This window comes from Sphingomonas sp. AP28 (assembly GCF_056680455.1).
Window position 1 is genome coordinate 3,068,090 of record NZ_CM155283.1, and the last position, 25,905, is coordinate 3,093,994.

20 protein-coding genes and 1 tRNA gene are annotated in these 25,905 nt (G+C 66.8%); 10 read left to right on the forward strand and 11 right to left on the reverse strand.

Annotated elements, in window-relative coordinates; genetic code table 11:
• Positions 1 to 53: 53 nt before the first annotated feature.
• The 5 genes from AC1MH0_RS14140 to AC1MH0_RS14160 all read left to right on the forward strand — a co-directional run bounded on the left by AC1MH0_RS14140 (position 54) and on the right by AC1MH0_RS14160 (position 3,996).
• Positions 54 to 1,163 (forward strand): MlaE family lipid ABC transporter permease subunit, encoded by a 1,110-nt coding sequence (locus tag AC1MH0_RS14140; protein WP_480963302.1) that lies wholly within the window; start codon positions 54 to 56, stop codon positions 1,161 to 1,163.
• Positions 1,163 to 2,071: an ABC transporter ATP-binding protein gene (locus AC1MH0_RS14145; protein ID WP_480963303.1), complete on the forward strand. Its 909-nt coding sequence runs from the start codon at positions 1,163 to 1,165 to the stop codon at positions 2,069 to 2,071. Before AC1MH0_RS14140 ends, AC1MH0_RS14145 begins: the two co-directional genes overlap by 1 nt.
• Positions 2,071 to 3,033 carry an MlaD family protein gene (locus AC1MH0_RS14150; RefSeq protein WP_480963304.1) on the forward strand — a complete coding sequence of 321 codons (963 nt, stop codon included), beginning with the start codon at positions 2,071 to 2,073 and terminating at the stop codon, positions 3,031 to 3,033. Before AC1MH0_RS14145 ends, AC1MH0_RS14150 begins: the two co-directional genes overlap by 1 nt.
• Before the next feature lie 8 nt (positions 3,034 to 3,041).
• Positions 3,042 to 3,623 (forward strand): ABC-type transport auxiliary lipoprotein family protein, encoded by a 582-nt coding sequence (locus AC1MH0_RS14155; protein ID WP_480963305.1) that lies wholly within the window; start codon positions 3,042 to 3,044, stop codon positions 3,621 to 3,623.
• Positions 3,624 to 3,705: 82 nt separating this feature from the next.
• Complete coding sequence (locus AC1MH0_RS14160; RefSeq protein ID WP_056061052.1) at positions 3,706 to 3,996, forward strand: hypothetical protein; 291 nt, start codon at positions 3,706 to 3,708, stop codon at positions 3,994 to 3,996.
• Positions 3,997 to 4,133: 137 nt separating this feature from the next.
• Here AC1MH0_RS14160 and AC1MH0_RS14165 read toward each other — a convergent pair whose 3' ends face one another.
• From AC1MH0_RS14165 to AC1MH0_RS14195, 7 genes are all read right to left on the reverse strand, one after another.
• Entirely contained in the window at positions 4,134 to 4,970 is an 837-nt protein-coding gene (locus AC1MH0_RS14165; protein WP_480963306.1) for an HpcH/HpaI aldolase/citrate lyase family protein, read from the reverse strand.
• 18 nt (positions 4,971 to 4,988) lie between these two features.
• A complete protein-coding gene (locus AC1MH0_RS14170; RefSeq protein WP_480963307.1) occupies positions 4,989 to 6,608 on the reverse strand; it encodes an alpha-D-glucose phosphate-specific phosphoglucomutase in 1,620 nt (539 codons plus the stop codon).
• On the reverse strand, positions 6,605 to 8,053 hold the full coding sequence (glgA, locus tag AC1MH0_RS14175; protein ID WP_480963308.1) for a glycogen synthase GlgA: 1,449 nt from the start codon (positions 8,051 to 8,053) through the stop codon (positions 6,605 to 6,607). The genes AC1MH0_RS14170 and glgA overlap by 4 nt, the downstream gene beginning before the upstream one ends.
• A 154-nt stretch (positions 8,054 to 8,207) precedes the next feature.
• The gene (glgC, locus tag AC1MH0_RS14180; protein WP_480965749.1) at positions 8,208 to 9,467 is read right to left on the reverse strand and encodes a glucose-1-phosphate adenylyltransferase; all 1,260 of its coding nucleotides are present in this window, start codon (positions 9,465 to 9,467) and stop codon (positions 8,208 to 8,210) included.
• Between the two features lie 144 nt (positions 9,468 to 9,611).
• Positions 9,612 to 11,774, reverse strand: a complete 2,163-nt coding sequence (gene glgB, locus AC1MH0_RS14185; protein WP_480963309.1) for a 1,4-alpha-glucan branching protein GlgB — start codon at positions 11,772 to 11,774, stop codon at positions 9,612 to 9,614.
• Positions 11,771 to 14,167, reverse strand: a complete 2,397-nt coding sequence (locus AC1MH0_RS14190) for a glycogen/starch/alpha-glucan phosphorylase (RefSeq protein WP_480965750.1) — start codon at positions 14,165 to 14,167, stop codon at positions 11,771 to 11,773. Before AC1MH0_RS14190 ends, glgB begins: the two co-directional genes overlap by 4 nt.
• A gap of 185 nt (positions 14,168 to 14,352) precedes the next feature.
• Positions 14,353 to 14,439: transfer RNA gene (locus AC1MH0_RS14195), tRNA-Tyr, on the reverse strand.
• Between the two features lie 161 nt (positions 14,440 to 14,600).
• Here AC1MH0_RS14195 and rlmB point away from each other — a divergent pair.
• Positions 14,601 to 15,344, forward strand: coding sequence for a 23S rRNA (guanosine(2251)-2'-O)-methyltransferase RlmB (gene rlmB / locus AC1MH0_RS14200; protein WP_056055070.1), 744 nt, complete (start codon positions 14,601 to 14,603; stop codon positions 15,342 to 15,344).
• 164 nt (positions 15,345 to 15,508) lie between these two features.
• On the opposite strand, the gene AC1MH0_RS14205 is transcribed toward rlmB, so the two are convergent.
• The gene (locus AC1MH0_RS14205; RefSeq protein ID WP_056055072.1) at positions 15,509 to 15,826 is read right to left on the reverse strand and encodes a 2Fe-2S iron-sulfur cluster-binding protein; all 318 of its coding nucleotides are present in this window, start codon (positions 15,824 to 15,826) and stop codon (positions 15,509 to 15,511) included.
• 60 nt (positions 15,827 to 15,886) lie between these two features.
• Between AC1MH0_RS14205 and AC1MH0_RS14210 the strand changes: the two genes are divergently transcribed.
• Both AC1MH0_RS14210 and AC1MH0_RS14215 read left to right on the forward strand, forming a co-directional pair.
• Positions 15,887 to 16,510: a DNA-3-methyladenine glycosylase family protein gene (locus AC1MH0_RS14210; protein ID WP_480963310.1), complete on the forward strand. Its 624-nt coding sequence runs from the start codon at positions 15,887 to 15,889 to the stop codon at positions 16,508 to 16,510.
• A gap of 318 nt (positions 16,511 to 16,828) precedes the next feature.
• Positions 16,829 to 18,145, forward strand: coding sequence for an Nramp family divalent metal transporter (locus AC1MH0_RS14215; RefSeq protein WP_480963311.1), 1,317 nt, complete (start codon positions 16,829 to 16,831; stop codon positions 18,143 to 18,145).
• 62 nt (positions 18,146 to 18,207) lie between these two features.
• On the opposite strand, the gene AC1MH0_RS14220 is transcribed toward AC1MH0_RS14215, so the two are convergent.
• Complete coding sequence (locus AC1MH0_RS14220) at positions 18,208 to 18,654, reverse strand: hypothetical protein (RefSeq protein WP_093398655.1); 447 nt, start codon at positions 18,652 to 18,654, stop codon at positions 18,208 to 18,210.
• Between the two features lie 121 nt (positions 18,655 to 18,775).
• Between AC1MH0_RS14220 and AC1MH0_RS14225 the strand changes: the two genes are divergently transcribed.
• Positions 18,776 to 19,423 carry a hypothetical protein gene (locus tag AC1MH0_RS14225; RefSeq protein ID WP_480963312.1) on the forward strand — a complete coding sequence of 216 codons (648 nt, stop codon included), beginning with the start codon at positions 18,776 to 18,778 and terminating at the stop codon, positions 19,421 to 19,423.
• 6 nt (positions 19,424 to 19,429) lie between these two features.
• Here the strand turns inward: AC1MH0_RS14225 and AC1MH0_RS14230 are convergent, their stop codons facing one another.
• Positions 19,430 to 20,395, reverse strand: coding sequence for a cation diffusion facilitator family transporter (locus AC1MH0_RS14230; protein WP_480963313.1), 966 nt, complete (start codon positions 20,393 to 20,395; stop codon positions 19,430 to 19,432).
• Positions 20,396 to 20,759: 364 nt separating this feature from the next.
• Positions 20,760 to 23,339: a DNA mismatch repair protein MutS gene (gene mutS / locus AC1MH0_RS14235; protein WP_480965751.1), complete on the reverse strand. Its 2,580-nt coding sequence runs from the start codon at positions 23,337 to 23,339 to the stop codon at positions 20,760 to 20,762.
• Between the two features lie 221 nt (positions 23,340 to 23,560).
• On the opposite strand from mutS, the gene AC1MH0_RS14240 reads away from it, so the two are divergent.
• Positions 23,561 to 25,816 carry an NADP-dependent malic enzyme gene (locus AC1MH0_RS14240; RefSeq protein WP_480963314.1) on the forward strand — a complete coding sequence of 752 codons (2,256 nt, stop codon included), beginning with the start codon at positions 23,561 to 23,563 and terminating at the stop codon, positions 25,814 to 25,816.
• Positions 25,817 to 25,905 lie beyond the last annotated feature (89 nt).

Here is a 25,905-nt window from a genome sequence, read left to right on the forward strand (position 1 = left end):
TTACGCCGCATTCATCTTGCCGATCCAGTCACTTTGCCGCAAAGGTGCGCCCGATGAGCGCGATGGCCGATTTCCAGCAGGACGGTGCCGATACCGGCACGCTTCGCTTTACCGGCGATCTGTCGCTCGCGAAGATCGGTAATCTGCCCGATCGGCTCGAGGCGATCGACGCGGCGTCGGTGAAGCATGTCGACCTCAGTGGCGTCGACCGGATCGACACGATCGGCGCTTGGGTCGTCCACCGGTTCGCGGCGCGCAACGATGCGACGATCGATGGGCTCGACGAGAACGACCAGGCGCTGTTCGACCAGGTCGTCGCCTCCGACCAGCCGGTCGCCGCGAGGCCCGTGAAGGTCGGCGCGGTCTCCCGCGTGGTCGGCGAGATCGGCGACGCGGTCGTGCTGTCGGGCAAGACGATGCTCGGCCTGCTCGGGTTTCTCGGCGCGACGACGATCGCGTTCGGCAGCGTCATCCGCCACCCGCAGCGGTTCCGGTTCAACGCCGTGGTCCAGCGGTTCGAGGTCGTCGGCGTCGCCGCGCTCGGCATCGTCGGGCTGATGAGCTTCCTGATCGGCATGGTCATCGCGCAACAGGGCGCGGTCCAGCTGCGACAGTTCGGTGCGGAAGTGTTCACGATCAACCTCGTCGGTCGCCTGACGATCCGCGAACTCGGCCTGCTGATGACCGCGATCATGGTCGCGGGGCGCTCGGGCTCGGCGTTCGCGGCGCAGCTGGGCACGATGAAGCTCACCGAAGAGATCGACGCGATGCGGACGATCGGCGTGTCGCCGATGGAGGCGCTGGTGCTGCCCCGCGTGCTGGCTGCGATCGTCATGATGCCGCTGCTCGGTTTCTATGCGTCGGTGATCGCGATCATCGGCGGCGGGCTGCTGTGCTGGGTCCAGCTCGGCATTCCGCCGGTGACGTTCATCGCGCGAATCCGCGAAGTCGTGCCGATCACCGATCTCTATATCTCGCTGATCAAGGCACCGGTGTTCGGCGCGATCATTGCGATCGCGGGCTGTTTCCAGGGGATGCAGGTCGAATCGGACGCCGAGCAGGTCGGGCTGCGCACTACCTCGGCGGTGGTCCAGGGGATCTTCCTGGTGATCGTGCTCGACGCGTTCTTCGCGGTGTTCTTCACCTGGTTGGGTTGGGACTGATGCCCCGCAAGACGGATAACACGACAGACGATTTCATCATCTCCGTGAAGGGGCTGAAGAACGCGTTCGGCGATTCGGTGGTGCACGAGGGGCTAGACCTCGACGTGCGGCGCGGCGAGATCCTCGGCGTGGTCGGCGGGTCGGGTACCGGCAAGTCGGTGCTGATGCGCTCGATCATCGGGCTGCAGACGCCGGTCGCGGGTGAGATCACGGTGTTCGGCGAGCCCAATATCGGCCGCGAGGAAACCGAGGCGACCGAGATCCGCAAGCGCTGGGGCGTGCTGTTCCAGGGTGGTGCGCTGTTCTCGACGCTGACCGTGGCCGAGAACGTCGAAGTGCCGTTGCGCGAATTCTATCCGGACCTGTCGCCCGCGCTGCTCGCGGAGATCGCGTCGTACAAGGTGGTGATGACGGGCCTGCCCGCCGATGCCGCGAACAAGTTTCCCGCCGAGCTGTCGGGCGGCATGAAGAAGCGTGCCGGTCTTGCTCGCGCGCTGGCGCTCGATCCCGAACTGCTGTTCCTCGACGAGCCGACCGCGGGGCTCGATCCGATCGGTGCGGCGGCGTTCGACGGGCTGACGCAGTCGTTGCAGAAGACGCTGGGGCTGACGGTGTTCTTGATTACGCACGATCTCGATACGCTGTATGCGATCTGCGACCGGGTCGCGGTGCTGGCCGACAAGAAGGTCATCGCGGTCGGCACGATCGACGAACTGATCGCGCTCGATCACCCGTGGATCGAAGAGTATTTCAAGGGGCCACGCGGCCGTGCCGCGGTCGCGACTCAGGAGGCGCACGAGCGCGCCGACGAGCAAGCGGCCCAACATCCGACCGAAGTCCAGTCCAAGCAGTCCGCGCCGGACGACGCCGACGCGACATACGCCGAGAAAGAAGCAAGGACGCGCTGATGGAAACCCGTTCGAACCACGTCCTAGTCGGCGCCGTCGTGCTGATCCTGCTGGCCCTGCTGGCGCTGTTCACCGTGTGGATCGCGCGGATCGGCGGCAAGGAAGAGAAGGAATACGACATCTTCTTCCGCCAGTCGGTCGACGGGCTCGCGCGCGGCTCCGCCGTCGTGTTCTCCGGCGTGCCGTCGGGGCAGGTGAAGACGATTTCGCTGTGGAAGAATGATCCGCAGTTCGTCCGCGTCCGGATCAGCGTCAACGACGAGACGCCGGTGCTGCAGGGTACGACCGCGTCGATCTCTGGCGTCGGCTTCACGGGCGTGAGCCAGGTCTCGCTCGACGGTGCGCGCAAAGGTGCACCGGCGGTCGCTTGCCCCGACGTCAACGGGCAGCCTTGCCCGTATGGCGTCCCGGTCATCCCGACTAAGCAGGGCGGCCTCGGCGCGATCCTGAACTCGGCACCGCAGTTGCTCGAGCGCCTGTCGACGCTGACCGAGCGCCTTACGGGCTTGCTGACCGACCGTAACCAGGCATCGATCGCGGGTATCCTCGAGAACACCAATCGCCTGACGGATGCACTCGCCGATCGCGGGCCCGAGATTGCCGCGACGCTCGCGCAGACCCGGGTTGCGATCCAGCAGGCGGGCGATGCCGCGCAGCAGTTCGGCGTGCTCGCCAAGACCACCAACGGCGTGCTGTCCGAGGACGTGAAGCCGGCGATGGCGAACCTGAACAAGGCGATTACGTCTGCACAGCAGAGCGCGGAGACGTTGAACGCCGCGATCGGCGATGCACGGCCAGGCTTGCAGGCCTTCTCCAAGACGACGATCCCCGAGGCCAACCGTCTGGTCCGCGACCTCCGCACGACCGCCGCGGCGCTGTCGTCGGTCGCCGAGAAGGTCGACCAGCAGGGTGCGAGTTCGCTGATCGGGCAGCAGAAGCTCCCGGATTACAAGGGTAAGTGAGGCACGCCATGAAGACACCGCTCATCCTGATCGCGATGCTGCCACTTGCCGGGTGCATCAGCTTCGGCGCGAAACCGCCCCCCACATTGCTGACGCTGACGAGTGCATCGTCGGTGCCGGTCGGCCAGAACCAGGATTCGGCGACCGCGAAGTCGATTACGATCCAGGTCCCGGTCGTGCCGCAGTCGCTGGCGACGGCGCGCGTGCCGGTGCAGGCAACGCCGACCTCGATCGCGTACGTGACCGACGCGCAGTGGGCCGAGCCCCCGGCGCGGCTGTTCTCGCGGCTGGTATCGGACACGGTTGCAGCGCGTACCGGGCTGGTGGTGCTGTCGACGGCGCAGTCGATCGGCGATCCCGGCGGGTTGCTCGGTGGCGAACTGCGGTCGTTCGGGCTCGATGCGACGACGCGCGAGGCGGTCGTGACGTTCGATGCGTCGCTCACCCGCGTCGGCAAGACGACGGTCGAGAAGCATCGCTTCGAGGCGCGCGTGCCGGTCTCGGCGATCGACGCGCCCTCGGCTGCCGCCGGGATCAACCAGGCGGCGAACCAGGTCGCGACGCAGGTGGCGGACTGGATCGGTCGGTGAACGCCCCTTCGTTCTGAACGCCCCTTCGTTCTGAACGCGGTGTCGGCCTGAGCGTTGACGCTCTCTGACGAGGAGAGCGACGATGCCACAGGGCGACAAGAGCGCGTACACCGACAAGCAGAAGCGCAAGGCCGCGCATATCGCGGACGGCTATGAAGAGCGCGGCGTTCCCGAAAAGGAAGCCGAGGCACGGGCTTGGGCTGCGGTGAACAAGGATTCGGGCGGGGGTAATCTGTCCGGCTCGGGTCGTGGCAAGCCCGATACGCATGCGTCTTCGCATGAGGGCGGGAAGCAGGCGGCTGGGCGTAGCGCGGCGGCGAAGTCTGCGGCTGCGAAGAAGGGTTGGGAGACCCGGCGGAAGAAGGCTGGGTAAAGCCGGAGTTCGTCATCGACGCATCTGTCATCCTGACGAAAGTCAGGATGCAGGGTTACTTGTGGTGCGCTTCATGGCTCTGGATCCTGACTTTCGTCAGGATGACGGACGGTGTTTGGGTACGTGTTGTTAGCGCCTCAGCGTGCGAGCGTGGCTTCCGCCTCGGCAAGGTGCAAACGTTCCACCATCTGGCCGTCGAACCGGATGGCGCCCTTGTCGGCATTCTCCGGTTGCGCGAACGCCGCCACGACCTTGCGGGCCCATGCCAATTCCTCTTCGGTCGGGCCAAAACCGGCGTTGGCGGCGTCGATCTGGGAGGGGTGGATCAGCGTCTTGCCGTCGAACCCGAGCGTTGCACCTTGCGCGCACTCCGCGGCGAAGCGGGGCGGGTCGTCGAGGGCGTTGCAGACGCCGTCGAGTGCGACGATTCCCGCAGCACGGGCGGCCATGATCGTTGCGGTGAGAGCAGGGATCAGCGGCATGCGATCGGCGCCGAGCCGGCAGCGCATCTCCTTGGCGAGATCGTTGGTGCCGGCGACCAGTGCGGTGAGGCGCGTTTCGGCTGCTGCTGCGGATAGGGCGGGGAGGGCTAGGATGGCGGCGCAGGTCTCGATCATTGCCCAGATCGGGGGGCCGTTTTCGCCGAGCGATGCGCGGGCCGTGAGCAGGTCGGCGACCGACGAGACCTTGGGGACAAGCACCGCGGCGACGCCGGTTGCGCGGATCGCGGCGATGTCGTCGGCATACCAGGGGGTGTCGAGGCCGTTGACCCGTACGACCAGTTCGCGCTCGCCGAAGCCGCCTTCGCGGACCGCCTCGATGACGCGATCCCGTGCTGCGGCCTTTTCGTCGGGGGCGACGGCGTCTTCCAGGTCGAGGATGACGACGTCGCAATCGAGTGCCCGCGCCTTGGCGATGGCGCGGGCGTTCGAGGCGGGCATGTAGAGCGCGCTGCGGCGGCGTCTGGTCGTCATGCTATCGGCCGTTGCGGATCAGGTGACGACGTCGGGAGCGGTGCGGCCGGTGTGCTGCGCGATGCCGGCTATCGACTCCGCGGCAGCGACGATGCTGGCGAGCATCTCGCCGGTATCGCGGTCGAGGTCGCCGCCGACGGGTTCGTAGCGTTCGAGGTATACGCGGAGCGTCGCGCCGGTGGTGCCGGTGCCCGAGAGGCGGAACACCACGCGGCTGCCGCCTTCGAACAGGATGCGGACGCCCTGGTTGCGGCTGATCGAGCCGTCGGTCGGGTCGGTATAGGCGAACTCGTCCGCGGTCTCGACGGTGAGGTCGCCGAACTGCTGGCCGGGGAGGGTGGCGAGGCTGGCGCGCAGGGCGGCCATCAGGGCGTCGGCGCGTGGGGTCTCGACGCCTTCGTAATCGTGGCGGGCGTAATAGTTGCGGCCGAACTTCGCCCAGTGATCGCGGGCGATCGTGTCGACGCTGTCGCCGCGGACGGCGAGGATGTTGAGCCACAGGAGGACTGCCCACAGGCCGTCCTTCTCGCGGACATGGTCGGAGCCGGTGCCCGCGCTTTCCTCGCCGCAGATCGTCGCCATGCCGGCGTCGAGCAGATTGCCGAAGAACTTCCAGCCGGTCGGGGTCTCGTAGGCGGGGATGCCGAGCTCTTCGGCCACGCGATCGGCGGCGGCGCTGGTCGGCATCGACCGGGCGATGCCCTTGAGGCCGGCTGCGTAACCGGGTGCGAGGTGTGCGTTGGCGGCCAGCATCGCGAGGCTGTCCGAGGGGGTGACGAAGCGGTGCTTGCCGATGATGAGGTTGCGGTCACCGTCGCCGTCCGACGCTGCGCCGAAATCGGGCGCGTCGGGGGCCATCATCGTCTCGTACAATTCGTGCGCGTGGACGAGGTTGGGATCGGGGTGGTGGCCGCCGAAATCGGGCAGGGGCTCGCCATTGCGGACGGTGCCGGGCGCGAAGCCAAGGCGCCGTTCGAGGATCTCGGTGGCGTAGGGCCCGGTGACGGCGCTCATCGCGTCGAACGCCATCGTTAGTTTCGCCGCGCGGATGGCGTCGAAGTCGAACAGTGTTTCCACGAGCGCGGCGTAGTCCTCGACCGGGTCTACGATCTCGACCGGCATATCGCCGACCATGATCTCGCCGCCGGTGTCGAGGTCGATATCGTCGGCATCGACGGTCAGCCAGCGGTCGATCTCGAGCGTGCGTGCGTTGATCGCGTCGGTCACGGACTCAGTGGCGGGACCGCCGTTGGCGATGTTGTACTTGATCCCGAAATCCTCGTCGGGACCGCCGGGGTTGTGGCTGGCAGAGAGGACGAGGCCGCCGATCGCGCCACGCTTGCGGATCATGTGGCTGGCCGCCGGGGTCGAGAGGATGCCGCCGCGGCCGACGATCACGCGACCAAAGCCGTTGGCCGTCGCCATGCGGATTGCGACCTGGATGACCTCGCGGTTGAGGAAGCGGCCGTCGCCACCGATCACCAGCGTCGCGCCGGCCTTGTCCGCCACCACGTCGAACACGCTCTGGACGAAGTTCTCGGCATAGTTCGGCTGCTGGAAGACCTTCACCTTCTTGCGCAGGCCCGACGTGCCGGGCTTCTGGTCGGTGTACGGCGTGGTCGAAACGGTGCGGATCATGCGGGCTCCAGGAGCTTGGCGTAAAGGTCTGCGTAGCGGCGGCCGCTCTCGTCCCACGAGAAGTCCGCGCGCATCGCGTTGCGCTGCAACATGGACCAGCGATCGGGGCGTGCATAGAGGGCTATCGTTCGGCGCAGCGCGTGGCTGAGCGCTTCGGGCGTGACGCCGTCGTGCTGGACGCCGGTGGCGACGCCAGCGGCGATCGCGGCTTCGTTGGCGTCGATCACGGTGTCGGCGAGGCCGCCGGTCCGCGCGACAACCGGGATGCAGCCGTAGGCGAGGCCGTAGAGTTGCGTCAGGCCGCAGGGTTCGAACCGCGACGGGATCAGGATCGCGTCGGCGCCGCCTTGGAGCAGGTGCGAGGCGGGCTCGTCATAGCCGATGCGGACGCCGATCCGGCCGGGGTGGCGTTCGGCAGCGGCGAGGAAGGCGAGTTCCAGGGCGGTGTCGCCCGAGCCGAGCAGCGCAAGACGACCGCCGAGCGCGACGAGTTCGTCGAGAACGCCGGCGAGGACGTCCATGCCCTTTTGCCAGGTGAGGCGGCTGATGACGGTGAAGATCGGGCCTTCGCCGGCGTCGAGGCCGAACAGGGTTTCGATCGCGCGTTTGTTGGTCCGGCGGCGGGCTAGCGTTCGCGCGGTGTAGCGGGCGGGGAGGGACGCATCGGTCTCCGGGTTCCAGACGGCGGGGTCGATGCCGTTGACGATCCCGGTAACGCGGCCGGCGCGGTCGTTGATGAGGCCTTCGAGGCCCATGCCGAATTCGCCGCGGCGGATTTCGGCGGCGTAGGTCGGGCTGACGGTGGTGATTGCGTCGGCGGCTTCGAGACCGGCTTTCAGGAAACCGACGCCGCCGTAATATTCGACGCCGTCGAGCGCGAAGGCTTCGTCGGGGAGCGCGAGGTCGGCGAAGATGTCGTGGCCGTAGCGTCCCTGGAACGCGATGTTGTGGATCGTGACGACCGTCTTGGCGGGCGCGCCGGGGCCAGGCGCGTAGCGCAGATAGGCGGGGGCCATTGCCGCCTGCCAGTCGTGTGCGTGGAGGATGTCGAAGTCGTAGCCGGGGACCGTGCCCGAAGCGAGATCGGCGGCGGCGCGGCTGAACGCGGCGAAGCGGCGCCAGTTGTCGGACCAGTCCGCGCTGGTCGCGTCGCCGTACGGGCCGCCGCCTCGGGCGAACAATGCGGGGGCGTCGAGGACCAGCAGTGCGTGCTCGCCGATCTTCGTCTTCAGGATACGGGCTTCGGTGCCGAGTAGGTCGGTGTAGCGGTGGACGACCTTCGCGCGCTTGGTGACGGCGGCGAGCGCGGGGTAGCCGGGGAGGAACGTGCTCAGCGCGACGTTATGCGGCGCGAGCGCGGCCGGGAGCGCGCCGACGACGTCCGCAAGACCGCCGGTTTTTATGAGGGGGTAGGCTTCGGAGGCGACGGAGAGGACGCGCATCATCGGGGCGCTCCGGCTGGTATGGGGTAGCTGCTCCCCTCCCTGGAAGGGAGGGGCCGGGGGTGGGTCGGTGTGGGGCGTGCGAGCCGACTGGCAACGGGCCGACCCACCCCCAACCCCTCCCTTTCAGGGAGGGGGGCAGGTATCGCCAAGCGCATCACGCGGTCAGCCGGTCGATCATGGATTTGGTTACGAGCACCACGCCGTTGTCGGTGCGGCGGAAGCGTTGGGCGTCGGATTCTGCGTCTTCGCCAACGACCAAGCCGTCGGGGATTTCTACGCCGCGATCGACGACCACCTTCGACAGGCGCGCGCCGCGGCCGATCACGCAGTGCGGGAGGATCACCGCTTGATCGAGCATCGAGTAGCTGTGCGCGCGGGTGCCGGTGAAGATCAGGCTACGGTGGATCGAGGAGCCGGAGATGATACAGTCGCCCGACACGAGGCTCGACACCGCCTCGCCGCGGCGGCCGTCGTCGGCGTGGACGAACTTCGCGGGTGGCGTGACCTCGGAATAGGTCCAGAGCGGCCAGCTGCGGTCGTAGAGGTCGAGCTTGGGCACGACATCGGTGAGGTCAATGTTCGCCTCCCAATAGGCGTCGACCGTGCCGACATCGCGCCAATAGGCCTCGACCTCGAGCCCCGAGCGGACGCAGCTGTCTGAGAAGCGATGCGCGACCGCCTTGCCGTTTTTCACGAGGTACGGGATGATGTCCTTGCCGAAATCGCGCGACGATCCGGGGGTTGCGGCGTCGCGACGAAGCTCCTCGAACAGCAGCTTGGTCGTGAAGACGTAGATCCCCATCGATGCCAGCGCGATGTCCGGGTTGCTGGGGATCGCGGGCGGATCGGCGGGTTTCTCGACGAACGCGGTCACGTTGTCGTGCTCATCCACGGCCATCACGCCGAAGCCGACCGCTTCCATCCGCGGCACTTCGAGGCAGGCGATCGTGACGTCCGCGCCGGTCTCGCAATGCTGTTGCAGGATCAGCTCGTAATCCATCTTGTAGATGTGGTCGCCCGCCAGGATGACCATGTATTCGGGCGCGTGGCTCTCGATGATGTCGATGTTCTGGTAGACCGCGTCGGCGGTGCCCTCGTACCATTGGAACTCGCTGATGCGCTGCGAGGCGGGCAGGATGTCGAAGCTCTCGTTGCGTTCCGAACGCAGGAAGTTCCAGCCGCTCTGCAGATGGCGGATCAGCGAATGCGCCTTGTACTGCGTCGCGACGCCGATCCGGCGGATGCCCGAGTTGATCGCGTTGGACAGCGCGAAATCGATGATCCGCGCCTTGCCGCCGAAATACACCGCGGGTTTCGCGCGCGTATCGGTCAGCTCCATCAGGCGACTGCCGCGGCCGCCGGCCAGCACATACGCCATCGCGTCGCGCGCCAATGGCTGTCCCCGCCGTTCCACCATGTCAGTCTCTCCCGTTATCCGTCGTGTTCGTCGTTATAACTCCCCGTCACCCCGGACTTGTTCCGGGGCCACCGTTCCGCATGCTCTCGAGCCGTTGAGGTCGCGGAACGGTGGATGCCGGAACGAGCCCGGCATGACGGACTATCCTTCATATTCGAGCATGATCGTCGCCAGCGGCGGCAGCGTGACCCAGGCCGCGCCGTCCTTCGCGACGACGCCGCCGAGATTGCCGAGCCCGCTGCCCCAATAGTCGTGCGCGTCGCTGTTGATGATCTCGCACCAGCGACCATCGAGCGGTAGCGGCACGCGGTAGGGTGCGCGGGCGATCGGCGTCATGTTCGCGACGATCGCGATCGGCTTCGCGCCGGGGGCCTTGCGCAACCACGCGAACACCGAATTGGCGGCATCATCGGCGACCAGCCACTCGAAGCCCTCCGCCTCGCAGTCGCGCGCGTGCAACGCAGGCTTCTCGCGGTAGACGGTGTTGAGGTCGCGGACGAGGTTGCGGATGCCCTCATGACTGCGCGCGTTGCGCAGGTCCCAGTCGAGCGCGCGCGCCTCCGACCATTCGCGACGCTGCGCGAATTCCTGTCCCATGAAGAGCAGCTTTTTGCCCGGATAGCCCCACATGAACGCGTAATAGGCACGCAGGTTGGCAAATTGCTGCCAGTCGTCGCCGGGCATCTTGGTGAGCAGCGAGCCCTTGCCGTGGACCACTTCGTCATGGCTCAAGGGCAGGACGAAATTCTCGCTGAACGCGTACACCAGCCCGAAATTGATCTCGCCGTGATGATGCTTCCGGTGCAGCGGATCGCGCGCCATGTACTGGAGCGTGTCGTGCATGAAGCCCATGTTCCACTTGAACCCGAAGCCGAGTCCACCGCTCTTGCCGTCGTCGCTCACCGGCGCGGAGACGCCCGGCCACGAGGTCGATTCCTCGGCGATCGTGAAGACGCCGGGATGCTGGCCGTAGATCTCGCGGTTCATGTCGCGGAGGAACGCGACGGCCTCCCAATTCTCGCGGCCACCGTCTTCGTTGGGGATCCATTCGCCGGCCTTGCGCGAATAATCGCGGTACAGCATCGACGCGACGGCATCCACGCGCAGCCCGTCGATATGATAGCGCTCGGCCCAGAACAGCGCGTTGTTGACGAGGAAGGACGCGACTTCGCGCCGCCCGAAATTGTAGATCGCGGTGTTCCAATCGGGGTGGAAGCCAAGCCGCGGATCCTCGTGTTCGTAGAGCGCGGTGCCGTCGAACTTGGCGAGGCCGAACGCGTCGGTCGGGAAATGCGCGGGTACCCAGTCGAGCAGCACGCCGATCCCGGCGAGATGCGCGCCATCGACGAACCGCGCGAACCCTTCGACGTCGCCGAAGCGCGCGGAGGGCGCGTAGAGGCCGGTGGTCTGGTAGCCCCAGCTCGGGTCGTACGGGTGTTCGCTGATCGGCAGGAATTCGATGTGCGTGAAGCCCATCTCGACCACGTACGGGATCAGGCGATCGGCGAGTGCGTCCCAAGTCAGGAACCAGCCGTCGGCGTCGCGGTCCCATGATCCGGCGTGGACCTCATATATGCTGATCGGCACCCGATGCGGATCGACCGATGCCCAATGCTTGCGGTGATCGGTGTCGGCCCAATCGTGCGCGAGTTTTCGCGTGATCGAGGCGTTGGCGGGGCGGAGTTCGGACGCGAACGCGAACGGGTCGGCCTTGAGCGGTTGTAGGTGGCCGTCGGGGCCTACGATCTCGAACTTGTAGGCGCGGTATTCGGCGATGTCGGGGATGAAGATCTCCCACACGCCGACGTCGCCGCGCTTGCGCATCGCGTGGCGGCGGCCGTCCCAGTCGTTGAAGTCGCCGACCACCGACACACGCTGCGCATTGGGAGCCCAGAGCGCGAAGTGGACGCCGTGTGCGCCCTCATGCTCGATCAGGTGCGCGCCCATCTTGTCGTGGAGACGACGGTGCGTGCCCTCCGCCATCAGCAGATCGTCGATCGGGCCGAGTACGGGGCCGAAGCTGTAGGGGTCGGTGACCCACCACGACGTGTCGCCCGCCTCCGCATGGTATTTCACCGGCTGTTGCGTGCCGTCGATCGGGCCTTCGAACAGGCCGCGATCGTCGATGCGGGGGAGGGTGCCGAGCGCGGTGCCGTCGAGTGCGTGCGCCTCCGCCGTGTCCGCGCCGGGCAGCCAGACGCGTGCGAACACGCCGGTCGGGCCGCTGTGGACGCCGAGCAGCGAGAACGGATCGTCGTGACGCCCTTCGAGGAGGGCAACGATGGCACCTTCGGGTGGCTTCACATCACCGTCCAGATTTCCCGCGCATATTCGCGGATCGTGCGATCGGACGAGAACCAGCCGACGCGGGCGACGTTGCGGACGGTCGAGGCGACCCAGGCGTCGCGGTCGTTCCAGCGCGTGTCGACGGCGCGCTGCGCAGCGGCGTAACTGTCGAAATCGGCGGCAAGCATGAACCAGTCGCCATCGTACAGCCCGCCCATCAGCCCGGCGTAACGCGTCTTGTCGTCGGGGGAGAACACGCCGGACGCGATCGCCGACACCGCCTGGCGGAGTTCGTTCGAACCATCGATGACACTGCGCGGATCATAGCCGTTGGCGCGCTTCGCCTCGACCTCGTCCGCGGTCATGCCGAAGATGAAGATGTTGTCGTCGCCGACGCGGTCCTTGATCTCGATATTCGCGCCGTCGAGCGTGCCGATCGTCAGCGCGCCGTTCATCGCGAACTTCATGTTGCCGGTGCCCGACGCCTCGAGTCCGGCGGTCGAGATCTGTTCGCTGAGATCGGCGGCGGGGATGATCTTCTCCGCCAGCGACACGTTGTAATTGGGCAGGAACGCGACCTTGAGCAGGCCACCGACGGAAGGGTCTGCGTTGATCCGGCGCGCGACGTCGTTCGCCAGTTTGATGACGAGCTTCGCGTTGTGATAGCTCGACGCCGCCTTGCCCGCGAACAGCTTCACGCGGGGCGTCCAGTCCCGCTCGGGATGGCTGCGGATCTGGTCGTAGAGCGCGACCGTCTCGATGATGTTGAGCAGCTGGCGCTTATACTCGTGGATGCGCTTGATCTGGACGTCGAACATCGCGTCGGGGTCGATGCGGAGCCCCATCGTCTCCTTGATATGATTAGCCAGTGCCACCTTGTTCGAACGCTTCACGCTCGCAAAGCGCTCCCTGAAACCGGAATCGTCCGCGAAAACATCCAGATCGACGAGCTTTTCGGCATCGTCGAGGAAGCCGTCGCCGATCGCATCGCGGATCAGCGCGGTCAGGCCGGGGTTGCATTGCTGGAGCCAGCGACGCGGCGTGATGCCGTTGGTCTTGTTGTTGATCCGCGTCGGGTAGAGTTTGTGAAGATCGGCGAAGACCGTCTTCTTCATCAGCTGCGTATGCAGCGCGGCGACGCCGTTGACGCTGTGCGAGCCGGCAAAGGCGAGGTTCGCCATCCGCACGCGCCGCTCTCCGCCCTCGTCGATCAGGCTGATCGCGGCGATCGCGCGGTCGTCTATACCTTCCGTACCGCGCGCTTCCCGCAGCAGCTTGGCGTTGATCGCGTAGACGATCTGCATGTGGCGGGGGAGCAGGCGCTCAAACAGCGGCAGCGGCCAGCTCTCCAGCGCCTCGGGGAGCAGCGTGTGGTTGGTGTAGCCGAAGGTGGCGCGCGTGATCTTCCACGCTTCGTCGAACGCGAATTCGTGATGGTCGATCAGCAGCCGCATGAGTTCGGCGATCGACACCGCGGGGTGCGTGTCGTTGAGCTGGATCGCGGCCTTGTCGGGCAGCGTGCGGATGTCGCCGAAATACTGGATGTGGCGGCGGACGATGTCCTGGATCGACGCGGACGAGAAGAAATACTCCTGTCGAAGGCGGAGTTCCTGGCCTGCGGCGGTGGAGTCGTTGGGGTAGAGGACGCGTGTCAGCGTTTCTGCGCGCAACTGGTCGGCGAGCGCGCCGGTGAAGTCGCCGGCGTTGAAGCGGTCGAGCTTGATCGGATCGAACGCGCGGGCGGTCCACAGGCGGAGCGTGTTGACGTGCTTGCCGCGCCAGCCGACCACGGGGGTATCGACGGCAGTGGCCTCGACCGCCTCGGACGGACTCCAATGGACCTGACCGTTATCTGCGACCGTCACTTCGCCGCCGAAGCCGACGAAATAGGCGCTCTCGCGGCGTTCAAATTCCCAGGGGTTGCCGTGCGCGAGCCAGTTCTCGGGCATCTCGACCTGCCAGCCATCGTCAATCCGCTGGCGGAACATGCCGTTCACATAGCGGATGCCGTAGCCATAGGCGGGCAGCGCGAGGCTCGCCATGCTCTCCATGAAGCACGCGGCGAGGCGGCCGAGGCCGCCATTGCCGAGCGCCGCGTCGGGCTCGATCTCTTCCAGTTCGGCGAGGTCGACGCCGTGGAGCTTCAGCGCCTGCGTGACCTCGTCGTTGCGCTGCAAATTGGTCACCGCGTCGCGCAGCAGCCGGCCGATCAGGAATTCGAGGCTAAGATAATAGACGCGCTTGGCGCCGGCCGCGTGCGCCGCCTTGGTCGACGCCATCCAGCGTTCGACGATGTCGTTGCGGACCGTCAGGATCGTCGCGGCGAGCCAGTCGTGGGGGCGAGCGGCCTGCGCATCCTTGCCGATGCGGTGGACCAGCGTGTCTAGGATCGAGTCGGCCAGATCCTGGATGACGGGTGCTTGAACGGGCGGCTGTACGGCAGGATCTGAGGTCACGCGGTTTCCGAAATCGTTACGGTCGCGGCGATCCTAGCCTCCCGCGAGCCGATGTCACGCGGACTTCCTTCCCGTTACGGAAAAGAAGCTTGCCGATCAGTGCTTTAAATTTGGGATGATCCATCACCGCGCTGGGGCGGTGGTGGACAGGGTAGGGTTCGAACCTACGTAGGAGAAACTCCGGCAGATTTACAGTCTGCTGCCTTTAACCACTCGGCCACCTGTCCAGGCCGCTTTTGCAAGCGCCGCTCTTTCAAGCGAGGCGGCTCAATGGCGAAGCGCGCCCCGCCTGTCAACGCGGGTTTTGCGAAGTTTCGTGGTTCATAGTTGCCGCGGGAGCGGAATGCCGACAAGGACGCGGCATACACAGACACGATAGAGAGCGAATATGGCACGCAAGGGACACAGGCCGAGCAAGGCACCGGCAGGCCGCCCCCGCTTCTGGGGCAAGCATGCGGTGGGCGCTGCGCTTGCCAATCCGGAGCGCACGGTGCGCAAAATCCTCGGCACGCGCGAGGCGCTGGCCGGGTTCGACCTGCCCGCCGACGTGCCGGTGACCTATGCCGAGGCGATGGACTTGGCGCGGCTGGTGCCGGGCGATGCGCCGCACCAGGGCGTGGTGATCGAGGTCGAGCCGCTCGAGGACATGTGGCTCGCCGACCTGCTCGAGCACGGCAAGGACGACAACCGCCCGCTGGTGATCCTCGACGGCGTGACCGATCCGCATAACGTCGGCGCGATCCTGCGCTCGGCGGCGGCGTTCGATGCGCTGGGGATCATCACGCCGGATCGCAATGCGCCGCCGGAATCGGGGACGATCGCTCGGGCAGCTTCGGGTGCGCTCGAGAGCGTGCCCTGGATTCGTGTGGTGAACCTCGCGCGCGCTCTGGAGGAGATTGCGGCGGCGGGATTCTGGCGGATCGGGCTGACGGGTCACGCGACGCAGACGCTGTCGGAAGCGATGGGCACGCAGCGGATCGCGATCGTGCTCGGCGCGGAAGGCGAGGGCATGCGCCAGAATACCGAGCAGCATTGCGACGAGCTGGCGAAACTGCCGATCTCGGAGAAGGTGGAAAGCCTCAACGTGTCGAACGCTGCGGCGATCGCGCTCTACGCCATCACCACGCGGTAACCTGAACTCCCTCGCCCCTACGGGGAGAGGGAAGGGGCCCGCCGCCCTTGCGGTGGGAAGGGAGAGGGGAGTGAGGCTCGGGACGGTTCATCCCAACACCCCTCTCCCTTCCGGCGCAAGCGCGCCTCCCTCCCTCTCCCCGGAGGGGCGAGGGGCAGGGACAGTTAGTCCTCTTCGGCGATCCGGACCTTCAGGCCATCGAGTCCTTCAGTCAGTTCGATCTGGCACGACAGACGTGAAAACTCATCCCGATCACTCGTCGAATCGAGCAGGTCATCCTCGTCCGGCCCCATCGGCTTCAGTTTGGCCGCAAAGTCCGGGTCGACATGGACGTGGCAGGTGGCGCACGAGCAGCAGCCGCCGCACAGCGCCAGGATCTCGTCGATCCCGGCGTCGCGGATGACTTCCATCACCGATAGGCCCGCCTCGCCGATGATCTCGCGTTCTTCCCCTTCGCGCGTCACGACGATAAGCTTGGGCATGTCATTCTCCGAAAAATCTTCGTGCGTTCATGCCGTTGCGCGAGCCAGGGATCAAGCATCATGGGCCTGAGCGCAGAGCAACTCGAAACCGCGATGGCGGCGTTGTGCGAAATCGAGCCAGCGTTCGCGGTCGCGGTCGGCAATGCGGGCCACCCTGCGCCGCGGATCAGCGAGCGCGGCTTCGCGACGTTGCTGCGGACGATCGTCGGTCAGCAGGTGAGCGTCGCCTCGGCCGCGGCGGTCTGGAACAAGCTCGACGCGGTAGTCGGTGGCGCAGGCGACCCGGCGAAAATCGCCGCCGCCAGCGATGAGTTGCTGAAGAGCGCCGGCCTCTCCCGCCAGAAGCTCGGCTATGCCCGCAGCCTCGCCGACGAGGTGACGAGCGGCCGGCTCGACCTGACCAACCTGCCCGAGGACGACGAGGAGGCGATCGCCGCTTTGGTCCGCGTGAAGGGGATCGGTCGCTGGTCGGCGGAGATCTACCTGCTGTTCGCGGAAGGGCGGACGGACATCTGGCCGGCGGGCGACCTAGCGATCCAGATCGAGGTTGGGCGGATACTGGGCCACGAGACCCGGCCGAGCGAGAAACTGACGCGCGAGGTGGCAGACGCTTGGCGCCCGCACCGCGGTGCTGCGGCGATCTTCGCTTGGCATCATTATCAGGCGGACATGAAGGTGATCTGACCTCCTTGCTCCCCTCCCTGGAAGGGAGGGGGCGGGGGTGGGTCGGTTTCCACATGTTCGGACATTGGTGGCTCAAGCGGGCCGCCCCACTCCCAGCCCCTCCCTTCCAGGGAGGGGAGAACGTTCCCATATACTCGTTACGTACCCGCGCACACGTCGGCTCAGCGAAAGCCGGCATCTCTCCATTCGAATGGCTACACCCGCCAACCGGAACACCCCAGTTATCACTGGAGTGACGGGCCGGAGGTGAACGCATTGTCACCCGACTTGCCAGCCACGCCTTGTCCCCTCTCCCTCGTTCCGGCAAAGCACCCCCCGATGTCAGCCCCCAATCTCCCCGCGTCCGGCTTCGCCAACTCGCTCGCCGAGAGCCACCGCACCGTCGTCGTCCCCGAAGGCGCGTCCTTCTGGCGCCGCCTGTTCGCGTTCGTCGGCCCAGGCTATCTCGTCGCGGTCGGTTATATGGACCCCGGCAACTGGGCGACCGACATCGCCGGCGGCTCTGCGTTCGGCTACACGTTGCTGTCGGTCGTGCTGCTGTCGAACCTCATGGCGATGGTCCTCCAGGCGCTCTCCGCGCGCCTCGGCATCGTCGCCGGGCTAGACCTCGCGCAAGCCTGTCGCGCGCATTATTCGAAGCCGGTCTCGGTCGCGCTGTGGTTCCTGTGCGAGATCGCGATCATCGCCTGCGACCTTGCCGAAGTGCTCGGCACCGCGATCGCGCTGAAGCTGCTGTTCGGGCTGCCGCTGGTCTACGGCGTCGTCCTCACCGCGCTCGACGTGTTCCTGATCCTCGCGCTGCAACGCTTCGGGTTCCGCAAGCTGGAGGCGTTCGTCGTCGCGTTGCTGGTGATCATCGCGGGGTGCTTCGTCTTCGAGCTGTTCCTCGCGCGGCCCGAATGGGCGGGCGTGCTCGGCGGGCTCGTCCCGACGACGCAGATCGTCACCAACCCGGCGATGCTCTACATCGCGATCGGCATCCTCGGCGCGACCGTGATGCCGCATAACCTGTACCTCCATTCGTCGATCGTCCAGACCCGTGCCTTCGCTAAAGACACCGCGGGCAAGCGCGACGCGATCACGATGGCGACGATCGACGGCACCGTCGCGCTGGGGCTCGCCTTCTTCATCAACGCGGCGATCCTGATCCTCGCGGCGGCGACCTTCCACGTTGCTGGCCGGACCGATGTCGCGGAGATCGACCAGGCGTACCAGCTGCTCGCTCCGATGCTCGGCATGGGCGCGGCCAGCGTGCTGTTCGCGGTCGCGCTACTCGCGTCGGGTCAGAACTCGACGGTGACGGGAACGCTTGCCGGCCAGATCGTGATGGAAGGGTTCCTCAACCTGCGTATGCCGGTCTGGGCGCGGCGGCTGGTGACGCGGCTGCTGGCGATCGTGCCGGCGGTGTTCGTGGTCGGCGCGTCGGGCGATGCGGGGGCGACGAAGCTGCTGGTATTGAGTCAGGTCGTGCTCAGCTTGCAACTTCCGTTCGCGGTCGTGCCGCTCGTCAAGTTCACCGGCGACCGCACGATCATGGGCGACCTCGTGAGCTCGGCGTGGCTCAAGATCCTCGCCTGGGTGATCGCCGCGGTGATCATCGGGCTGAACGGCACTTTGCTCTACGGCATGCTGTAGATACGAAAACGGCGGCCGATCGCTCGGCCGCCGCTTCGTCATTGGCTAGCTTCGGCTGAAGCTCAGCGGCACTTCACGTTGCCGCGGTCGACCGAGCGGCCGAGCAAGGCGCCGCCACCGGCACCCGCCAGCGTACCGAGCGTGCCGCCACCGATCAGGTTCGCCAGCGCGCCGCCACCGAGCGCGCCGATCACGAGACCGGTCGTGCCATCGTTGCGCTTGCAATAGGCGCGGCCGTCGCGACCACGATAGATGCGGTCGTTGCGGCTAAGGCGGCGCTCGCGATACTTGCCGTCACGATAGCTGTTCGACGGATCCCAGTTGCGGTCGTCGCCACGCCAGTTGCGATCGTTGCCACGGCGGTCGTTGTCGTACCGGCGATCGTCACGATCGCGACGGTCGTTGTTGTCGCGGCGATCGTCGTAACGCTGCGCGGTCGCGGCGGTCGGCAGCATGGCCGGCGCTGCGACGGCGACCGACATCAACGCTGCGATAAGATGCTTCTTCATGGGATAGTCTCCTGATCTATGCCGGTGTAACTTGCGCCACTCCGTAAAAGTTCATTCTTCGACTCTCGTGCGGCTGGCCGAGGGCTTGCACCGGTTTGCACCGGCCGATAGCAATCGAGCCATGAAGGTCGACGGCAACTATCGTGACAACGGGTTCGCACATCTTCGCGGACTGATACCGGTCGAGGTGACCGACGCCTTCCTGCGCCGGCTGAAGCAGGATCTGGCGCTGGACCGGGTCGATCTGAGCAAGGTCACGCAGCATCCCAATCTGCTGAAACGTGCTGCGTTCGAGGTTTATGGCCGGCAATATCCGCCGATGCTGCAGTTCCTGTGGGGCCTGACGCCGATCGTCAGCCAGCTCGTCGGGCGCGACCTGTTGCCGACCTATGATTATTTCCGGATCTACCGCGAGGGCGACGTCTGCATGGTGCATTCGGACCGCCAGGCGTGCGAGCACAGCCTGTCGCTGACGCTCGATTACAGCGACGGTGCGCCCTGGGATCTGGAGGTCGGCAAGGTGCGGACCGAGCCGAGCGCACGCGTTACCGACGACTTCGGCGCGGAGCCATATGCGGCGATCGCGATGGAGGTCGGCGATGCGGTCCTGTACCAGGGCGTACACCACCGCCACGGCCGGATGACGCCCAACCCGAACGGCTGGTCGGCGCATCTCTTCCTGCACTGGGTGGACCGCGATGGGCCCTACCGCGACCAGGCGTTGGAAGGCGAAACCAGCCGCGCGAAGGCCGACTTCCACTTCATCTGACGCGCGTCAGACCTTATCGGGGCTGGCCATCGAGCAGTCGTGGCCGTTGCCGGTCTCGACCTGCAACGTCGCGTGGCCGATGCCGAATTCGTCGTGCAGCATCGCCCTGGCGTCGCTCAGGAACCGGTCGCCGGGGTGGCCGGCGGGCATTACCAGGTGTGCGGTCAGCACGGGTTCGGTGGTGCTCATCGGCCAGATGTGGAGATCGTGGATCCCGGTGACGCCGGGCAGGCCGCACAGCGCCTCGTCGACATGGTCGAACTCGATGCCGCGGGGGACGGCGGACAGCGACATCTCGACGGTCTCGCGGAGCAGGCCCCAGGTCTGCCAGAAAATGAGGATCGCGATGACGATGCTCACCGCGGGATCGATCCAGGTGAGGCCGGTGCGCCAGATCACGATTCCCGCGATCACCACGCCCGCGGACACCAGCGCGTCGGCGGCCATGTGGAGGTAGGCACCGCGGATATTGACGTCGCCCTTGCGACCGCGCGCGAACATCCACGCGGTGAACGCGTTGACGGCGATGCCTATGCCCGCGACCATCGACACGGTGAGGCCGGCGGTCGGGGCGGGGTCGGAGAAGCGCTGCGACGCCTCCAGCACGATCGCGCCGAGTGCGACCAGCAGCAGCAGCGCGTTGGCCAGCGCGGCGAGGATCGTCGAGCCCTTCAGCCCGTAGGTGTAGCGCTTGGTCGGTGCGGTGCGCGCGAGCATCGTGCCGCCCCACGCGACGACGAGACCAAGCACGTCGCACAGATTGTGACCGGCGTCGGCGAGCAGCGCGACCGAGTCGATACGCAGGCCGACGATCGCCTCGACGACGACGAAGACGATGTTGAGGCCGATGCCGATCGCGAACGCGCGGTCGAACGAGGCCGGGGCGTGGCTATGGCCGCCGTGCGAGTGGCCGTGGCCGCCGCCGTGTGAGTGACCATGCTCATGGTCATGTCCGTGATGATGTCCGCCCAACGCTCAGCACTCCGCTAAATCCGGCCGCCGCCTAGCATTGCCGTATCGTGAGATACTAGGACGTGAGAGACATTCTCACAGGTCGCCAATCACGCAACGGTCTCCCCTCCCTGAAAGGGAGGGGCAGGGGGTGGGTCGGCCGGTTTATGTCGCAACCGCTAGAACATGCGGAACCCGACCCACCCCCAACCCCTCCCTTCCAGGGAGGGGAGCAGCTTCCCTGCCACCAAACCGCTCCGTCACCCGGTGGAGGCCGGGGGCCACCGTCCCGCGCACGCAATTCCCTCGAATGTGCGGAACGGTGGATGCCAGAACGAGGTTCTCCTGAGCGAGGCGGAAGGGCCCGGCATGACGGGGGAAGCGCTCAGCCCTCGTTCGCGAGCGCCTTCAACCGGTACAGCGCGTCCAGCGCATCGCGAGGGCTCATCGCGTCGATGTCGAGTTTCGCCAGATCGTCGCGCAGCACGTCGCACGCTGCCTCCTCGATCTGCGCGGCGGCGGCGAACAGCGGCAGGTCGTCGAGCCCGGCCGCTAGCCCACCCGTCTTCGCGCGTCCGGCCTCGAGCTTCGCCAGCACCGCCTTCGCGCGCGCCACCGTCACCGGCGACATCCCCGCCAGTCGCGCGACCGCCAGCCCGTAACTCCGATCCGCCGGCCCGTCGGCAAGCTCGTGGAGCAGCACCAGCTCCCCCTTCCACTCACGCGCACGGACGTGGTGCAGCGACAGCGCCTCGCACCGCTCCGCCAGCCGCGTCAGCTCATGATAATGTGTCGCGAACAGGCAGCGGCAGCGATTGTCCTCGTGGATCGCCTCGACCACCGCCCAGGCGATCGCGAGGCCGTCATAGGTCGAGGTGCCGCGGCCGACCTCGTCGAGGATCACGAACGACCGCGGCGTCGCCTGCGCAAGAATCGCCGCGGTCTCGACCATCTCGACCATGAAGGTGGAGCGGCCGCGGGCGAGGTTGTCCGACGCACCGACGCGGCTGAATAGCCGGTCGACTAGGCCCAAGGTGGCCTTGGTTGCGGGGACGTACGATCCGGCCTGCGCGAGGACCGCGATCAATGCGTTCTGGCGGAGGAAGGTCGACTTACCGCCCATGTTCGGGCCGGTGACGAGCCACAGTCGCGAGCTTTCCGACAGATTGCAGTCGTTGGCGACGAACCGATCGCCCGACTTCGCCACCGCCGCCTCGACCACCGGATGCCGTCCGCCCTCGATCTCGAAGCATGCGTGATCGACCAGCGAAGGCCGCGCCCAAGCGCCTTCCGCGGCGCGCTCCGCCAGTCCCGCCGCGACGTCGAGCCGCGCGAGCGCATCGGCGGTTGCCGCAATCGCCTCGCGACCGGCGAGGGCTTGTGCGGTGAGTTCCTCGAGATGCGCCGCCTCCGCCGCCAGCGCATGCGCGCCGGCCTGCGACACCTTCGCCGCGACGTCGTGCAGGGCAGGGGTATTGAACCGGACGACGCCCGCGAGCGTCTGGCGATGCGTGAAGCCGCTCTCGGGCTTCATCAACGGGTCCGCCGCCCGCGCCGGCACCTCGACATGATAGCCGAGCACGCCGTTATGCCGGATCTTCAGCGCGGTGACGCCGGTCGCGGTGCGGAACTCTGCTTCCAGCGCTGCAATCGCCCGCCGCCCGCCCGCGCCTGCATCGCGCAGGTCGTCGAGCGCGGCGTCGTAGCCCGCCGCGATATAGCCGCCGTCCGATGCCTCGATCGGTGGCGACGGCACCAGCGCACGCTTGAGCAGGTCGATCAGCGCGCCGTGCCCGCGCAACCGCGGCGCGATGTCCCGGAGGAGCACCGGCGGATCGACGATCGCATCCATCCGCTCGCCGAGGCTCCATGCGCCGTCGAGCCCATCGCGCAACTGCCCGAGATCGCGCGGGCCGCCACGCCCTGCCGCCAGCCTCCCGAGCGCGCGGCCGATGTCAGGCAGCGCGCGCAAGGTCGACCGCAACCGCTCGCGCGCTGCCTGGTCGTCTTGGAACAGCCGCACCAGATCGAGCCGCGCATCGATCGCCGCCTTGTCCATCAATGGTGCGCCGAGATCCGCGCCGAGCAACCGCGCGCCGGCTCCCGTCACGGTCCGGTCGACCGCGTCGAGAAGGCTGCCTTTGCGCACGCCGCCGGTGGTGCAGGTGAGTTCGAGGCTTTCGCGGGTAGCCGCGTCGATCGCCATCGTCTCCGTCGCTCGGCCGATCCGCGGGGGGCGCAGGAAGGGCATCGTGCCCTTCGCATTATGCTCCAGATACGCGACAAGGCCTCCGGCTGCGGCGAGCCCCGCACGGCCGAACTGTCCGAATCCGTCGAGCGTCGCCACGCCGTACAGTCGCTTCAGCCGAGCCTCGCCCGCGCCGCTGTCGAAATCGATTTTCGGCCGCAGCGTGGTCGCGGCTTCCTCGAACTGGCTCGCCTCTGACGCGACAACCTCGGCCGCGCCAAGCCGCGCGAGTTCCGCCTCGACCGCGTCGCCCGCAACCTCGACGATCTCGAACCGCCCGGTCGACACGTCCGCCGCGGCGATCGCCACCGATCCGCCCGCCTCGCCGATCGCCACGCACCAATTGTCGCTCCGCGCGTCGAGCAGCGCCTCCTCGGTCAGCGTGCCCGCGGTCACGACCCGGACGATCGCGCGGGCGACGAGCGCCTTCGATCCACCGCGCGCCTTCGCCTCCGCCGGGCTCTCGACCTGCTCGGCGATCGCCACGCGGTGGCCGGCCTTGATCAGCCGTTGCAGGTACACCGTCGCGGCGTGCACCGGTACGCCGCACATCGGGATCGGCTTGCCCTCATGCTCGCCGCGCGCAGTCAGCGCGATGTCGAGCACCCCCGCCGCGATCCGCGCGTCGTCCATGAACAATTCGAAGAAATCGCCCATCCGGTAGAACAGCAAGCAATCCTGCGCCTCCGCCTTCAGGCCGAGATACTGCGTCATCATGGGGGTAGGGGCGGGGTGCGACATCGGCGTCGATCTAGCGGGAGTTTGTGGGTTCGTCATCCGCTGCCGTTCTCCTGCGCACGCAGGAGGCCAGGGTTCGAGGGGACAGTGCTGCTTGATCCTGGGCTCCTGCGTTCGCTGGAGAACATGGGCGAAGTGTCCGGGGTGACGAAGCGGCATCGTCTGCGTAAAGACACAGGCCACAGAGAGAGGCCCCGCCCATGTCCGACGAAACGCTGCAATTCTCCGAACGCGAAGCCTTGCTCTTCCACTCGGAAGGCCGTCCGGGGAAGATCGAGATCATCGCGTCGAAGCCGATGGCGACGCAGCGCGATCTCGCGCTTGCCTATTCGCCTGGCGTCGCGGTGCCGGTGCAGGCGATCTATGACGATCCCGCGACCGTCTACGATTATACCGCGAAGGGGAACCTCGTCGCGGTGATCTCGAACGGCACCGCGATCCTCGGCATGGGCAATCTCGGGCCGCTCGCTAGCAAGCCGGTGATGGAAGGCAAGGCGGTCCTCTTCAAGCGCTTCGCCGACGTCGACGCGATCGATATCGAGCTGAAGACCGAGGACGTGAACCGCTTCATCGACGCGGTCGAGCTGATGGAGCCGACGTTCGGCGGGATCAACCTCGAGGACATCAAGGCGCCCGAATGCTTCATCATCGAGCAGGCCCTGCGCGAGCGGATGAACATTCCGGTCTTCCATGACGACCAGCACGGCACCGCGATCATCACCGCCGCCGGGCTGATCAACGCGTGCCTGCTCACCGGGCGCAAGCTGTCCGAGGTCAAGATCGTCGTCAACGGCGCCGGCGCCGCGGCGATCGCCTGCACCGAACTCGTGAAAGCGATGGGTGTGCGCGGCGACAACGTCATCCTCTGCGATCGCAAAGGCGTGATCTACCAGGGGCGCGAGGGCGTCGACCAGTGGAAGTCCGCCCACGCCGCGATCACCGAAACGCGCACGCTGACCGAGGCGCTGGTCGGGGCCGACGTGTTCCTGGGGCTCTCGGCGGCGGGCTCGCTGACGCCGGAGATGGTCAAGGACATGGCCCCCGCGCCGATCATCTTCGCGATGGCCAATCCCGAGCCGGAGATCCGCCCCGAACTGGCGATGGCCGCGCGTCCCGATGCGATCGTCGCGACCGGGCGCTCGGATTATCCAAACCAGGTCAACAACGTACTCGGTTTCCCGTTCATCTTCCGCGGTGCGCTGGACGTCCGCGCGACTGGTATCAACGACGCGATGAAGATCGCCGCCGCCAACGCGATCGCCGAACTCGCGCGCGAACGCGTGCCCGAGGAGGTTGCCGCGGCATACGGTGTAAGCCACAGCTTCGGCCCGGCGTACATCATCCCCGCGCCGTTCGATCCGCGGCTGATGGAAGTCGTCCCTGTCGCGGTCGCCAAGGCGGCGATGGCCTCGGGCGTCGCGACCAAGCCGATCCTCGATATCGAAGCGTATCGTCATTCTCTCCGCGCACGCCTCAACCCGACCACCTCGGTCCTTTCGATGGCGTACGAGGGCGCCCGCGCGCATCCCAAGCGCGTGATCTTCGCGGAGGGCGAGGAAGAGGTCGTCCTCCGCGCTGCTATCGCGTTCAAGGAAGGCGGCTATGGTACGCCTGTCCTCGTCGGTCGCGACGACGTGCCCGACCGGTTGCGCGCGCTGGGCGTCACCGATCCCGAGAGCTTCGAACTCCATAACAGCCGCGTCTCGCCGCTCGTCCCGCGGATGGTCGACTTCCTGTATTCGCGGCTCCAGCGTCGCGGATACCTGCGCCGCGATTGCGAGCGCATGGTCAATCAGGACCGCAACATCTTCGGCGCGCTGCTGCTCCAGCTCGGCGAAGGCGACGCGATGATCACCGGCATCACGCGCACCTATGGCGAGACGATGCGCCAGATTTATCGCGTGATCGACCCGGCGGCGGGGAAGACGCCGTTCGGCATCCACCTGCTCATCGGCAAGAGCCACACCGTGTTCATCGCCGACACCACCGTCAACGAACGCCCGACCGCGCAGCAACTGGCAGACTTCGCCGAACAGACCGCGGCAGTCGCGCGGCGGATGGGCCACGAACCCCGCGTCGCATTCCTCAGCTACTCGAACTTCGGCAATCCGAAGGGCGAATGGCTCGACAATATCCGCGATGCGGTGACGGTGCTCGACGGCCGGAAGGTGGGCTTCGAGTATGAAGGCGAGATGGCGCCGGATGTCGCGCTGAACCCGAAGCAGCTGGCGAACTACCCCTTCGCGCGCCTCTCAGGCCCGGCGAACGTGCTGATCATGCCGGGGCTCCAGTCCGCGCATATCTCGGCGAAGCTGTTGCGCGAACTGGGCGGGGATTCGGTGATCGGCCCGATGCTGATCGGCATGGAAAAGCCGGTCCAGGTCGCGCCGATGACGTCGACGGCGAGCGAACTCGTGACGCTGGCCGTGCTGGCGGCGGGGGGTATCGCCCGGTAGAAACCGGCGCCCCCTCGGACCGCAATTTCCGTCTTGCGGCCGGACCATCCGTTATTATGATCCGTCGAACCGATAGAAACGGGGGGGCA

Excerpts from the sequence above, each read along its gene's own strand:
- AC1MH0_RS14140 (WP_480963302.1), top strand. The coding sequence starts at position 54 with ATGAGCGCGATGGCCGATTTCCAGCAGGACGGTGCCGATACCGGCACG.
- AC1MH0_RS14145 (WP_480963303.1), top strand. The coding sequence starts at position 1,163 with ATGCCCCGCAAGACGGATAACACGACAGACGATTTCATCATCTCCGTG.
- AC1MH0_RS14150 (WP_480963304.1), top strand. The coding sequence starts at position 2,071 with ATGGAAACCCGTTCGAACCACGTCCTAGTCGGCGCCGTCGTGCTGATC.
- AC1MH0_RS14155 (WP_480963305.1), top strand. The coding sequence starts at position 3,042 with ATGAAGACACCGCTCATCCTGATCGCGATGCTGCCACTTGCCGGGTGC.
- AC1MH0_RS14160 (WP_056061052.1), top strand. The coding sequence starts at position 3,706 with ATGCCACAGGGCGACAAGAGCGCGTACACCGACAAGCAGAAGCGCAAG.
- AC1MH0_RS14165 (WP_480963306.1), bottom strand. The coding sequence starts at position 4,970 with ATGACGACCAGACGCCGCCGCAGCGCGCTCTACATGCCCGCCTCGAAC.
- AC1MH0_RS14170 (WP_480963307.1), bottom strand. The coding sequence starts at position 6,608 with ATGATCCGCACCGTTTCGACCACGCCGTACACCGACCAGAAGCCCGGC.
- glgA (WP_480963308.1), bottom strand. The coding sequence starts at position 8,053 with ATGATGCGCGTCCTCTCCGTCGCCTCCGAAGCCTACCCCCTCATAAAA.
- rlmB (WP_056055070.1), top strand. The coding sequence starts at position 14,601 with ATGGCACGCAAGGGACACAGGCCGAGCAAGGCACCGGCAGGCCGCCCC.
- AC1MH0_RS14205 (WP_056055072.1), bottom strand. The coding sequence starts at position 15,826 with ATGCCCAAGCTTATCGTCGTGACGCGCGAAGGGGAAGAACGCGAGATC.
- AC1MH0_RS14210 (WP_480963310.1), top strand. The coding sequence starts at position 15,887 with ATGGGCCTGAGCGCAGAGCAACTCGAAACCGCGATGGCGGCGTTGTGC.
- AC1MH0_RS14215 (WP_480963311.1), top strand. The coding sequence starts at position 16,829 with ATGTCAGCCCCCAATCTCCCCGCGTCCGGCTTCGCCAACTCGCTCGCC.
- AC1MH0_RS14220 (WP_093398655.1), bottom strand. The coding sequence starts at position 18,654 with ATGAAGAAGCATCTTATCGCAGCGTTGATGTCGGTCGCCGTCGCAGCG.
- AC1MH0_RS14225 (WP_480963312.1), top strand. The coding sequence starts at position 18,776 with ATGAAGGTCGACGGCAACTATCGTGACAACGGGTTCGCACATCTTCGC.
- mutS (WP_480965751.1), bottom strand. The coding sequence starts at position 23,339 with ATGATGACGCAGTATCTCGGCCTGAAGGCGGAGGCGCAGGATTGCTTG.
- AC1MH0_RS14240 (WP_480963314.1), top strand. The coding sequence starts at position 23,561 with ATGTCCGACGAAACGCTGCAATTCTCCGAACGCGAAGCCTTGCTCTTC.